13 protein-coding genes are annotated in these 12,514 nt (G+C 54.0%); 8 read left to right on the forward strand and 5 right to left on the reverse strand.

The annotated features are described in order from the left end of the window. Positions 1-33 precede the first annotated feature (33 nt). Together MPQ_RS02215 and MPQ_RS02220 are read left to right on the forward strand one after the other, a co-directional pair. The gene (locus MPQ_RS02215) at positions 34-456 is read left to right on the forward strand and encodes an OsmC family protein (RefSeq protein ID WP_013441259.1); all 423 of its coding nucleotides are present in this window, start codon (positions 34-36) and stop codon (positions 454-456) included. A 17-nt stretch (positions 457-473) separates the two neighbouring features. Beyond that, entirely contained in the window at positions 474-863 is a 390-nt protein-coding gene (locus MPQ_RS02220; RefSeq protein ID WP_013441260.1) for a VOC family protein, read from the forward strand. An 86-nt stretch (positions 864-949) separates the two neighbouring features. Here MPQ_RS02220 and MPQ_RS02225 read toward each other — a convergent pair whose 3' ends face one another. The 4 genes from MPQ_RS02225 to MPQ_RS02240 all read right to left on the reverse strand — a co-directional run bounded on the left by MPQ_RS02225 (position 950) and on the right by MPQ_RS02240 (position 5,717). Continuing rightward, on the reverse strand, positions 950-3,064 hold the full coding sequence (locus MPQ_RS02225) for a TonB-dependent siderophore receptor (protein WP_013441261.1): 2,115 nt from the start codon (positions 3,062-3,064) through the stop codon (positions 950-952). A 231-nt stretch (positions 3,065-3,295) separates the two neighbouring features. Beyond that, positions 3,296-3,610: a DUF2322 family protein gene (locus MPQ_RS02230; protein ID WP_013441262.1), complete on the reverse strand. Its 315-nt coding sequence runs from the start codon at positions 3,608-3,610 to the stop codon at positions 3,296-3,298. An 18-nt stretch (positions 3,611-3,628) separates the two neighbouring features. Next, a complete protein-coding gene (gene coq7, locus MPQ_RS02235; protein ID WP_013441263.1) occupies positions 3,629-4,285 on the reverse strand; it encodes a 2-polyprenyl-3-methyl-6-methoxy-1,4-benzoquinone monooxygenase in 657 nt (218 codons plus the stop codon). A gap of 16 nt (positions 4,286-4,301) precedes the next feature. Beyond that, on the reverse strand, positions 4,302-5,717 hold the full coding sequence (locus tag MPQ_RS02240; protein ID WP_013441264.1) for a S41 family peptidase: 1,416 nt from the start codon (positions 5,715-5,717) through the stop codon (positions 4,302-4,304). Between the two features lie 196 nt (positions 5,718-5,913). On the opposite strand from MPQ_RS02240, the gene MPQ_RS02245 reads away from it, so the two are divergent. Next, on the forward strand, positions 5,914-6,189 hold the full coding sequence (locus tag MPQ_RS02245; RefSeq protein WP_015829357.1) for a SelT/SelW/SelH family protein: 276 nt from the start codon (positions 5,914-5,916) through the stop codon (positions 6,187-6,189). A gap of 130 nt (positions 6,190-6,319) precedes the next feature. After that, a complete protein-coding gene (locus MPQ_RS02250; protein WP_013441267.1) occupies positions 6,320-7,108 on the forward strand; it encodes an EAL domain-containing protein in 789 nt (262 codons plus the stop codon). A gap of 52 nt (positions 7,109-7,160) precedes the next feature. Here the strand turns inward: MPQ_RS02250 and MPQ_RS02255 are convergent, their stop codons facing one another. After that, positions 7,161-7,697: a C40 family peptidase gene (locus tag MPQ_RS02255; RefSeq protein WP_013441268.1), complete on the reverse strand. Its 537-nt coding sequence runs from the start codon at positions 7,695-7,697 to the stop codon at positions 7,161-7,163. Positions 7,698-7,828: 131 nt separating this feature from the next. On the opposite strand from MPQ_RS02255, the gene MPQ_RS02260 reads away from it, so the two are divergent. The 4 genes from MPQ_RS02260 (at position 7,829) to MPQ_RS02275 (ending at position 12,510) form a co-directional block, all read left to right on the forward strand. Then, positions 7,829-8,146, forward strand: a complete 318-nt coding sequence (locus MPQ_RS02260; RefSeq protein WP_013441269.1) for a hypothetical protein — start codon at positions 7,829-7,831, stop codon at positions 8,144-8,146. Between the two features lie 54 nt (positions 8,147-8,200). Beyond that, positions 8,201-9,880, forward strand: a complete 1,680-nt coding sequence (locus MPQ_RS02265; RefSeq protein WP_013441270.1) for an AarF/ABC1/UbiB kinase family protein — start codon at positions 8,201-8,203, stop codon at positions 9,878-9,880. 151 nt (positions 9,881-10,031) lie between these two features. Next, entirely contained in the window at positions 10,032-11,462 is a 1,431-nt protein-coding gene (locus MPQ_RS02270) for a circularly permuted type 2 ATP-grasp protein (protein ID WP_013441272.1), read from the forward strand. A 100-nt stretch (positions 11,463-11,562) separates the two neighbouring features. Next, entirely contained in the window at positions 11,563-12,510 is a 948-nt protein-coding gene (locus MPQ_RS02275) for an alpha-E domain-containing protein (RefSeq protein WP_015829359.1), read from the forward strand. Positions 12,511-12,514: the final 4 nt, after the last annotated feature.

Here is a 12,514-nt window from a genome sequence, read left to right on the forward strand (position 1 = left end):
TCAACACAAGCCCGTAAGCGGGCGGGAGCAAGTATGAAAGCAAGAATCAAGTGGGTGGAAAATGTCTGTTTCATGGGCGAGTCCGAGACCGGACATGCTGTGATTCTGGATGGCGCACCGGATGCCGGTGGCCGTAACCTGGGCATGCGGCCAATGGAAATGCTGTTGATCGGCATGGGCGCCTGCACCTCGTTTGACGTCGTCACCATCCTCAAAAAAGCCCGGCAACCGGTGACGGATTGCGTCGCTGACATCAGCGCTGAACGTGCTGACGAAGTGCCCAAAGTGTTTACCAAGATTCATGTGCATTTTGTGGTGACAGGCAAAGGCCTGAATCCGGCACAGGTTGAGCGTGCGGTGAAACTGTCTGCCGAAAAATACTGCTCGGCATCCATCATGCTCGGCAAGGCGGCAGAGATTACCCACGACTTTGAAGTGGTGGAGGCTCCGCTGTGAGTACACGCCCAGGCGGTATGCTGGGCATGCATCATGTCGCATTGTTTGTGCATGATCTTGAGGCCTGCCTGCATTTTTACCGTGATGTGGTCGGCATGGTCGAAGAGTGGCAGCCTGATCCGGACAATATCTACCTGACCTCTGGCAATGACAATGTCGCCCTGCATCGGCTAGCGGCAGACAAAACGTTGGATGGCCCGCAACGGCTGGATCATCTGGGCTTTATCTTGCGGACTCCGGAGGACGTGGATGCCTGGGATGCCCATCTTACGGCGAATGCCGTACGCATCGCGCAGGCGCCGAAAACCCATCGGGATGGCGCACGTAGCCTTTACTGCTTTGACCCTTGCGGGAATCTGGTGCAGTTTATTTATCATCCGCCGATTTCGGGACGCATTACCCTTTGATTGTGATAGTGGTTTTGCTTCTGTAATAAAAAAGCCCCGCATTGCGGGGCTTTTTTATTTGCTGGTGGGGCGGTGATGACTAGGCACTAGTACTGCCAGGTTAGCGTGGCACTCGCATTCATTGGGGCGCCATAATAGCTCTGGCCCGTCATCAGGCTGCTGAGATATTTCTCGTTGGTCAGGTTGTAGACATTGAGCGCAGCGCTCCAGTGCTTGTTCAGCTCGTAGTTGGCCATCAGGTTAATCAGAGCATAACTGTCCTGTTTGACGCTAGCGCCATCATTGTAAACATAATGCACATCATCCTGCCAGTTTACGGATGCGCCGACCTTAAGCTTCTCGATATTGGGTACGCGATATGTGGCGCTCAGCTTGACCATGTTGCGAGGGGTATAAGGCTTGACGTTTTGATCATTGTCGCCTTTCACGCTCATGAGACGGGTGTAGCCGCTGCTGACTTTCAGGCGATCATTGACCTCACCTGAGAGATCAAATTCGTAGCCCTTGGTCGTAGCGTTGATGGCTTCATTGATGAGTGCTCCGTTTTCATCATACGTATTAGTTGACTGGGCAAGATTTTCCTGAACAGATTTGAACAAGGCGAATGAAAAATTCAGATTGTTTGCCAGTTCGCTCTTAAACCCAGCCTCATAATTCTTGCCCTTTAACGGGGGCAGTATAGATTTATTTTTATCGATAGCGGTTTGAGGATTGTAAATGCCGGTATAACTTGCATAGAGCGAATGTTGGTCTGTCAGGTTAAACACCGCGCCCACATAAGGGGTGACTTTGTTGTGTGCTTCCGCAGAGTTGTCCGCAAAGTAGTAGATACCGTCATATTTGTAGGTGAGCATGCTGGCACCTGTGGTGACTTTCAGCTTGTCCGTCACATTGAATTTGGCGGCAGTATAACTATTAAGGCGCTTCTGGGTTCTGGAACCGTAGTTGTTCCAGCTTGTCCAGTCAGGTTGTTCAAAGGTGGCGGAATCGTTAAAACTGCTCAAGGTTGAGGAGGTGACGTTGCCAATCGAATGTACATTTGCGCGCGACCAACTCGTGCCTATAACCAGCTCATGTTCGCGTCCCGCCAGATTGAATGGGCCAGAAGCATAAATGTCGGCTATATATTCCTTGAAGGTATCGCGATAGCGGCCAGCGTAATAGATCAGGCCGGTGCCTGTAGTGCGGCTTTCATAGCCGTCCAGATAAAACAGCTTGGTATTTCCGACCTCGCGCTTGCTGCTAAGCTGGGTCTTGATTTTCCATCCGTTGTTGAATGAATGTGTCAGTTCGGCAAATGTAATATTGGTCTGGTTGTTCCAATAGGTCCAGTCAGGTGAGGGGGTGGTAGACCGGCTATAGGTGCGTGGTGAGCCATCAGCATAACGAAGGGGTAGTGCGCCCCAAGTGGGCGCATTCGTATCATTTTGCTGATAGGTATGCCCGAGGGTCACTGTGGTCTTCTCTGTAATGTCCGCTTCGATAATACCGTAGGCCAGATTGCGCTCTTGACTGTTACGGTCCAGATAGGAATTGCGGTTCTGGTTAGCCAATACAATTCTTCCGCGCACATTGCCAGCCTCATTCAGGGAGCCCGAAACATCGGCCTCAACCCGGCGCTTGTCCCAAGAGCCTGCGGTCACGCTTAGCTTCGCCTGAAACTCTTCCGTAGGACGCTTGCGGATGAAATTGATTGTTGCCGAGGGATTGCCAGTGGATGTCAGCAAGCCATTGGCGCCGCGCAGCACTTCGATTCTGTCGTAAATCGCGGTGTCCATATCGCCTATCATCAAGCCGGTTTGAAATGGCACACCTATTCCATCAATCTGGAAGTTTGTGATGTCAGAGCCGCGCGCGCTGTAATAGGTCCGGTCAGTCTCGACTCGCTCGACTTTGATGCCGGTCGCCATATCCAGCAAATCATTCACGGAGGTCAGTTTGAAATCATCAATTTGCTCGCGCGTAATCACCGAGATCGACTGTGGTGTTTCCTTCAGGCTGGTATTCAGACGGGTAGCGGTTTCCGTCGATTTCACCGAATAGGATTTTGTTTTTTCAGAAGGTTTTGGAGCCGAGTCTTCGGCCTGTGCACTGACTTTGACTTCGGGCAAGGTGTTTGTGTTTTCAGCGGTTTGTTCGGCGGCGAAACTGTTCGTCGCCCAAATGGCGGATAGTGCCAGCGCAAGAGCTTTTTGTTGCATGGGTGTCCTCATGAGGCTTGTTGTGAGGCACGGGCGGGCTACTTGTTGCTGGCTGGTGCGGATGATTAATTTATCAAATGATAATCGTTTTCATCCACATTGGAAATGCATGGAGTGTAAAAGTGTTGGATTTTTACATCTGCAAAGGAACTTACAGGGTGTCAGGGGAGGTATCCCCCGCTTGAAATGGAGTGAATGTTGCAAGGGTGCAACATTCACGGAGGGGGGAATTTATTCTGTCACTTCGGCCGTCAAGGTGTGCTGGCTCGAAACGACATCCAGCAAGCGGTCGATATTGGGGTGTTTGCCTGGAAAGGCTTTTGCATCCGCGGTGTGCTCGGCATACAGTTCCAAGCCCTCCTGAGCTGCGGCGGGTGTGATGGCGCCATGCTTTTTCAGCAGGTGTTGGTACACCTTGAGCGAGCCCTGGCTGCCGGGTTTGTTTTCAATCAAGCCAGCGGGTTGCTGGTCAGGAGTGTAAAGGGCGATGGATTGAATATGATCTGCACTGGCAAGGGTGCTGAGAATTTCGCTAAAAGGTTTCATGTTGGTGTTTTATCAGGCTTAAAGATAATAGGTGGTGGAAGTCATGACTTTGGACGCGGCTTGCATGGCGGACTTGATCGGAGGTGGAAGCTCAGCTCCACCCTGTGCCACCGCGGTTTCGGCATGCTTGGCTTCGTCTTCTTGCATCTGGGTGACAACTGCACGGCTTTTGGCATCCTGCTCAGGCAGCGTTTGCAGATGGGATTGCAAATGCCGACCCACCTGACGTTCCGTTTCCGCCAGAAAGCCCAAGTTCCATTTATCGCCCAGGGCGCCAGCCAATGCACCAAGTGCAAACGAGCCACCGTACCAGAGCGGGTTGAGCAGGCTTTTGCGGCCACCCAGTTCGCGGATGCGCTTTTCGCACCAGGCCAGATGCTCGGTCTCTTCACGCGAGGCTTCCTGCAAAGCTGCCACCGTCTGCGGATTGCGTGCAGTCAGAGCCTGGCCGTTGTACAGCGCCTGTGCGCAGACTTCGCCCACATGGTTGATGCGCATGAGGGATGCCGCATGGCGTTTTTCAGTCGCGCTGAGAGGTGCTTCGGGAATCGTTTGGTCGGGGAAGGGGCGTTGGCTGTGGGCTTCGGCAAATACCGTGCGCAGGCCTTTGTCTAACTCGATGATCAGTTTGTCCAGCATGATGACTTTCCAATGAAAACCGCCGCCATATTGCATGGCGGCGGGTTCGGTCTTACTTGTGTTGCAGGATCTGCAGGCCTTTGAGCAGGTTCAGGGCCTGAGTGAACTGGTAGTCGTTCTTGGAGCCTGGCTCCATGGGAGCCTTGTCAGCGGCTTTGTCCTTCCCATCCTTGTCGGCTGGCTTGGCATCATCCTGGCTGTTGGCCGGGGTTTTTGGCGTTTCAATCGTCACCGGAGTATCGCCATCCTTAGGGTTGGACAGGTGATGTGACAGATCAGCCTCGCGCAGATTCATGCCTTGCTCGACGGTGTTGATCGTTCCTTCTTCCACAGCGATGTCCGGCACGATGCCCTTGGCCTGGATGGAGCGGCCGTTAGGCGTGAAGTAGCGCGCAGTTGTCAGCTTGATGGCGGTGCCGTTATTCATGGGCAGAATGGTTTGAACGGAGCCTTTGCCAAAACTCTGGGTGCCCATGATGACGGCGCGCTTGTGATCTTGCAGAGCGCCGGACACAATTTCAGAAGCCGAAGCGGAGCCGCCGTTTACCAATACTGCCATGGGCACGGTCTTGATGTCCGCAGGCAGGTTGCGCAGGTAATCACCACCGCCGCGCACGTAGTTTTCAGGTTGTGCGGTCAGACGCATCTTGGCATCTTCCGTGCGGCCTTCGGTGTAGACCACGAGGTCACCCTTGGGCAGGAAGGCAGCCGAAACACCAACAGCTGCGTTCAACAAGCCGCCTGGATTGTTGCGCAAGTCCAGAATCAGGCCCTTGAACGGTTCCTTGTTTTCGTCACGCATGGTCTTGAGGGCCTTGGCCAGGTCTTCACCAGTGTGTTCCTGGAACTGGGTGATGCGGACATAGGCGTAGCCAGGTTCGGTCAGCTTGAATTTCACGCTTTGCGTTTTGATCACGGCCCGGTTCAGGGTCACGATGATAGGTTTGGCTTCGCCCTTGCGCAGGATGGTCAGGGTGATGGGGGTGTCTGGCTTGCCGCGCATGCGCTTGACGGCATCATTCAGCGTCATGCCTTTAACCGGGGTTTCATCCAGTTTTACGATCAGGTCGCCGCTCTTGAGGCCGGCCTTGTAGGCAGGGGTGTCTTCAATCGGGGAAACTACCTTGACGAAACCATCTTCCATGCCGACTTCTATGCCCAGGCCGCCGAATTCGCCTTGCGTACCGGCTTGCAGATCCTTGAAGCCATCAGCATCAAGATAGGCCGAGTGAGGGTCCAGCCCGGACAGCATGCCGTTGATAGCCTCGGTCAGGAGTTTTTTGTCTTCCACCGGTTCTACGTAGTCACTTTTGATCTTGCCGAAAATCTCAGCGAAGGTGCGCAAATCGTCGATAGGCAGCTGTGGTTTGGTTTCCTTATCGGCGACGGCGGAGTAGTTGAGGCTGAGCATGATGCCCAGAACAGCACCCGCAGTGATGAGGCCGAATTTTTCGAATTTTGCGCGCATGTGACACGATTCCTTCATGGGAAAAGTAATGGGAAGTACTTAATGATTAATCAGATTAAAATTGAGCTTAACGCAAAGCTTGCATATTTTCCGCTATTTAATGGGAGCTTGCAAAGCCGCCGAGTGTTTTTAGGCGGTTTTTTACGCTATTTGTCAAAATCTTGCATACCTAACATCTTGCTAACTTGAGGTTGTCATGAAATCACATCATATCGAACTCGAATACTGTACCCAATGCCGCTGGTTGCTGAGAGCGGCCTGGATGGCACAAGAGTTATTGACGACCTTCGAATCGGACATCGAACGTGTATCGCTGGTTCCGGGTACCGGGGGCATTTTTGAGGTGCGCCTGAATGGCGAGGTCATTTTTTCGCGAAAACAGATGGAGCGCTTCCCCGAGTCCAAAGAATTAAAGCAGCTGATCCGTGACCGCATTGATCCTGAGCGTTCTCTTGGGCACAGTGATCGCTAGGAGGCGTTTGCAGAAATGCATAAATTTTAAGGGATAAATTTTTAAGCTTAATTTTGCAAATTTTTACTTTAAATAATAATCATTCTCAAATAGAATTGGCTGTATGTGATTCTGATTGAGGTGAATGTTAATGAATGCGATTAACCGGCTTGAGTTAAAAGCGCTGTTTGCCAGCCAGGCACTAGACCCTGAGGAACTGCCTGCCCATGACATGCTGGATGTGGTGATGTCCCGGCGCTTTGGGGTGGAGTATCAGCCTATTGTCGACGTGCAGGCTTGCGAAGTGATGGGCTATCAGGCCTCTGCCAGGTTCTGGAATGCCGAGCAGCAAGCGCTGGATGCAGGGCGCATGTTTGCCAGCCTGCACCGCAACCCCTTGCTGCTGTTTTATACCGAACTAGAGATGAAGCGCTTGCAGATCGCGCAGGCGCCTAGCCAGGGATGGCTGATGCTGGATCTGGATATCGACAGCTTTTTTGAAGGTGGTGACCATCTGGATAATCCGTTTTTGCAGCTGTTCAAGACCCATGCCTGGACCGAGCGCGAGCTGCTGGTCAACATCGTCGAAAATCATAATCTGGCCGATGCCCAGCGCTCGCAACGCATGATCGAGCTATTGCAGCAGAGCGGCACTTCGGTAGCGCTGGAGGATGTGGGCGTGCGCTGGGGCATGTTTTCACTGAGTGCTTTTATGGATGCCACGGTGATCAAATTTAATGGTCAGCAGTTGCGCAGCATGAATGAAAACGCCGCTCAGGCCATGGTCGATTGGCTGGTGAGCGCTGCCCGGCGCATAGGCGTGCATGTCATCATGAGTGGCATTGATAGCTGCGAAGAATTCGAATGGGCGAAACGTTTTGGCGTGGATTATGTGCAAGGCGGACTGTTTGCCAAGCAAGAGATTACGGCCAAGCTATAAACGACAGGGTGGTAAGGAAAGGCAGTTGAAACAGAGGTTGCGGCGGGGGGTATTACTTGAGGGAAGGCTGGCTGGATTCGGTTTCACTCGGCTCAATACGTCGGGCGCCATTGAAGCGTTTGGCCCAGTAGGCATCTTTCATATCCACCACCTGAATGCCGCCGCCCGTGCTGGGGGCATGGATAAAGCGGTTGTCACCCAGATAAATGCCCACATGAGAAAAGGCAGATTTCAGCGTATTGAAAAATACCAGATCCCCGGGTTGCAGCTCATCTTTGGATACCGACTGGCCCAACTGGCTGATGGCGCGCGCATTATGCGGCAGGGTCAGGCTGGCTGCCTGCTTGAATACATAACGAACAAAACCGCTGCAATCAAACCCGGTGTCCGGAGAGTTGCCACCATATTTGTACTGAATGCCAGTCAGGCTGAGCGCGTTTAGCAGCACTTCTTGCGCCGTGTCAGACCAGTCAGCCGTGTCGGCAGCAAAGCCTGATTTGGTGGTGCCATTGTCCGCGCGCGTCTCTGCCGCATGGCAAAAACTGGTGAACAACAAGCCGAGAAAAATGAAGAGGGTGGCAAAACGCATGCCCCGATTCTAAAAGCAAAAGACGCGTGTTGTAAACCCTTGACGCAATGTGAAATTATTTTCGGTCTTCGGTTGCCAAGGAACCATAGTGTAGAATCAGGCTCAAGACATCACCAACGCCGGAGCCTGGTATGCGCAATCACTCCCTGATGAAATTCCGCAATATTCGCTATTCCTCCCCTCAGCTGGCGCATGATGTGCAGCGACCGCAAGAGGGCTTGCAGGGCACCTTGGCCGACTACGCACATCACATGGGGGTGAGCACCAGGCAACGTTTGCGTTTGATTGCCAGAGGCGTTGTAAATGAAATTCGCAGCAGCGCGCGGGAAGGCGGCAAGATGGCGGGCCGGGCGGCGGAACGAGTAAAAGCCAGACTGGCGCATGGCGCTGCCCGCCGACTGATCAAGCTGGCGGACAGGCTGGAACGCAAGGTCTCCCGCATCAAGTAGCCTCAAGTTACGTAGCGCTAATGTCACCCACCTAACAGGAATAAATTAACGCCCATGATTCGTGCCACCCTCTTCGTTATTCGTGACTTCCGCCGTATTCGGGCCATCGCCGGTATTTTGATGCGCTATGGCTGGGGGGATGTCGCCAAGCGTCTTGGGCGTGGCAGCTTTATACGCAGGGCGGGCAATGCCCTGAATTCAGAGGCTTCACGCGAGGTCATGAGCTTGCCATCCGAAGTGCGCGCGCGCCTGGCGATTCAGGAGCTGGGCCCAACCTTCGTGAAATTGGGGCAGGTGCTGGCAACCCGTCCCGATATTTTTCCGCCGAACTGGATTGCCGAGTTTGCCAAGCTGCAGGATCAAGTGCCGCCAGTGGCTTTTGAAGAGCTGCTGCCTGAGCTGGAAAAAGCGCTGGGCCGTTCGCCGTTCGATGTGTTTCGTGATTTTCAGGTAGAGCCGATTGCTGGCGCCTCCATTGCCCAGGTGCACCTTGCCAAGTTGCAGGATGGCACCCCAGTCGTGCTTAAAATCCGCCGCCCCAATGTACAGCATAGTATTGATGCCGACCTGCGCTTGCTGATGCATCTGGGCAAGCTGGTCGAGGCCGAGTTTGAGCAGGCACGCCGCTTTCAGCCGGAAGAAATCATCAGCCAGTTTTCCAAATCCCTCAAGCGCGAGCTGGATCTGGCGCTGGAGGGGCGCAATACCGAACGCTTTGCGCAGAATTTTGCCAAGGATAAAAACGTCAAGTTTGCCAAGATATTCTGGGAATTCACCAGCGAGAGCGTTCTGGTCATGGAACATATTGACGGTATTGCTGGCAACGCGCTGCAAGAGGCGCGTGAGGCTGGGCTGGACCTCAAGCTGCTGGCCGAGCGTGGTGCCAATGCGGTGCTGAAGATGGTGCTGATTGATGGTTTCTTTCACGCCGACCCGCATCCGGGCAATATTTTTTATCTGGAAAACAACCGCGTTGCCATTATTGATTGCGGCATGGTGGGGCGTATTTCGTTTGAGCGGCGCGGTGAAATCGCCGATTTGCTGGCGGCGCTGGTGTCACGGGATATTGATACCCTGCGCGATATCCTCATTATCTGGGCGGGCGATGCCGAGGTGGATGAAGCCAAGTTGAGTGCGGATGTGGATGAGTTCATCTGCAACTATGACAATGCGCCGCTCAAGCACCTCAAATTCAGTGCCTTGCTGAATGACCTGACGACCATCATGCGTGAAAATCACCTGTCCGTACCGCCTGACCTCACCATGCTGTTCAAGGCATTGGTGACCCTGGAAGGCCTGGGCAGGCAGCTGGATCCGGACTTTCAGATTGTCAGCCACCTTACGCCCTTCGTGAAGAAAATCATTATTGATCGTTACATGCCAAGCACCCTGCTCAAGCGTGGGCGACGCGGCATCAGTAGTATTGCCAGTGCGATTACCGAGCTGCCAGGCGATGTTTCGCAGGTATTGAAAGAAGCTGGCCGCGGCAAGCTCAAGATCAATCTGGACCTCAAGCGCCTGGATCACTTTGGTCATCAGCTTGATCACAGTACCAATCGGCTCACCATGGCCATGATTACTGCAGCCCTTATTGTGGGCTCGTCCATCGTCATGACGGTGCGCGGCGGCCCCACGCTATTTGGCCTGCCGGCCTTCGGGTTTATCGGCTTTTTCCTGGCCTTTGTCATCGGCGTCATGCTGGTGATTTCCATCTGGCGCTCAGGGCGGGATTGAGTCAAACATGCATTAGCTCTACAGCAGGGCGCGCCGTTTGAAGGCGCGCCCCAACTTGGTGCAAAAACGCACATATTGTCAGGAGTTGCTCTTGAAGATCATGATTTCTAACGACATTATGCGCTGGCACGCGGTTTGCGTAAGCTAAACCATGGATACTACCCTTCAAACTGCATTCGATGAGATGCAACTTCCAGCGGGGGCGGTACGCGAGATTTACGCCGCTTATGCTGACTGGTTGCGTGATGTTCCCCACCAACAGCTGGAAAGCAAACGGCAGGAAGCCGAGCTGCTGTTTCGCCGCGTAGGTATTACTTTCAATGTCTACGGTGAAACAGCGGGTGCCGAGCGCCTGATCCCGTTTGATGTGATCCCGCGACTGCTGGCCGCCAAAGAGTGGAAAGTGTTGTCGGATGGGGCGATTCAGCGGGTACGGGCGCTGAACATGTTCCTGAACGACATCTACCACAACAAGGACATCATCAAGGCGGGTATTGTCCCCGCCAGCATCCTCGCCAACACTCAATACCGCCCGGAAATGCACGGGGTGGACGTACCAAATGGCATTTATGCCCATATCGCCGGTGTCGATATCGTGCGCACCAGCGAAAGCCAGTTCTACGTGCTGGAAGATAATCTGCGCACCCCATCTGGCGTTTCCTACATGCTGGAAGACCGCAAGATGATGATGCGGCTTTTCCCCGAACTGTTCCGTCGTTACTCCATCGCGCCGGTCGAGCATTACCCGCAAGTCCTGCTGAATAATCTGCGCGCGGTGGCCCAGCCCGGCGTGCAAGAGCCAACGGTGGTGCTGCTGACGCCAGGTGCTTATAACAGCGCCTATTTCGAACATGCTTTTATTGCGCAGCAGATGGGCATCGAGCTGGTCGAAGGCCAGGATCTGTTTGTGCGCAACAATGCGGTGTATATGCGCACGACCGAAGGCCCCAAGCGCGTCGATGTCATCTACCGCCGCATAGACGATGATTTCCTTGACCCATTGAGCTTCCGCCCCGACTCCATGCTGGGTGTTCCCGGTTTGCTGACGGTTTACCGCAACGGCGGGGTTACCTTGGCCAATGCCGTGGGTACCGGCGTTGCCGATGACAAGGCGACTTATACCTATGTGCCGGAGATGATCCGGTTTTACCTGGGAGAAGAGCCCATCCTTTCCAATGTGCCCACGTATGAACTGAGCAAGGAGGATGACCTCAAGTATGTGCTTGATCACCTGCCTGAGCTGGTGGTTAAGGAAGTGCAGGGGTCTGGCGGTTACGGCATGCTGGTTGGGCCTAGTGCCAGCAAAAAGGAGATTGAGGAATTCCGCTTGCGTATTCTTTCCAATCCCGCCAATTACATTGCCCAGCCAACACTGGCGCTTTCCACCTGCCCGACCCTGGTTGAGCAAGGGATTGCGCCCCGGCATGTGGATTTGCGTCCATTCGTGCTTTCCGGCAAGACGGTTACCCTGGTGCCTGGCGCCTTGTGCCGTGTGGCATTGCGAGAGGGGTCGCTGGTGGTCAACTCATCCCAGGGTGGCGGTACCAAGGACACCTGGGTGCTGAATGACACCGGCATGTAAGCGCGGACTTGAAGCTTAAGCAGTTGCAGGCCGCTACGATAATGTAAAAAAGAGGGAATTCCGGCAAGGCAACGCCGGACCTCTCGGAAAAGGGTTCAAAGTGTTAAGCAGAACGGCGGATCACCTCTACTGGATGGCACGTTACATTGAGCGTGCCGAGAACATGGCACGTGTGCTGGATGTGACTTACAACATGTCACTGGTGCCGAATGCGGCGCAAAGCGAAGCGGCATTGTGGCAACCCGCGGTGGAGATTGCGGGCAACACCGAACTGTTTGAAAAGAATTACGGCGAGTACACGGCGGCGAATGTCATTCAGTACATGTCCATGGACGATGCCAATCCATCCAGCATTTACAACTCCTTGCGCAGCGCGCGCGAGAATGCGCGGGCGGTGCGGGTGGCCATGTCCTCCGAAACCTGGGAAAACATCAACACCCTGTGGCTGGAATTCAGCCAATTCATCGGTATCCGACTGGTGGAGAGCGGGCTTAGCGTATTTTGTGACTGGGTCAAATCCCGTTCGCATCTGTTTCGCGGCGTGAGCTTTGGCACCATGCTGCGTGATGATGCGTTCCGCTTTGTGCGGCTGGGGACGTTTATCGAGCGGGCAGATAACACTGCCCGGCTGCTGGATGTGAAATACCATTTGCTGTTGCCCGAAGGCGAAGAGGTGGGCGGCGCGGTGGATTATTACGAGTGGAGTGCGGTGCTGCATTCGGTGTCGGCCTTTCAGGCTTACCAAAAGGTATTCAGCGATACCATTGTGCCTTGGCGTGTGGCGGAGCTGCTGGTGCTGCGTGGCGATATGCCGCGTTCACTGCTGGCCTGTTACGATGAAATCACCATTATTCTGGGGCAGCTGTCCGGTCGGCAGAATAATGAATGTCGCCGACTGGCAGGCGAGCTGCACGCCAAGCTGCGCTATGCGCGCATGCGCGACATTTTCCAGGATGGGCTGCACGAATTCCTCGAAGACTTTATTGTCAGCAATAACAGGCTCGGTGGCGAAATCCAGCGTACCTATCTCAATGTGCACGGCGGCTAAGGCG

The sequence above is a fragment of the Methylovorus sp. MP688 genome, from assembly GCF_000183115.1.
Taxonomy (GTDB): Bacteria; Pseudomonadota; Gammaproteobacteria; order Burkholderiales; family Methylophilaceae; genus Methylovorus; species Methylovorus glucosotrophus.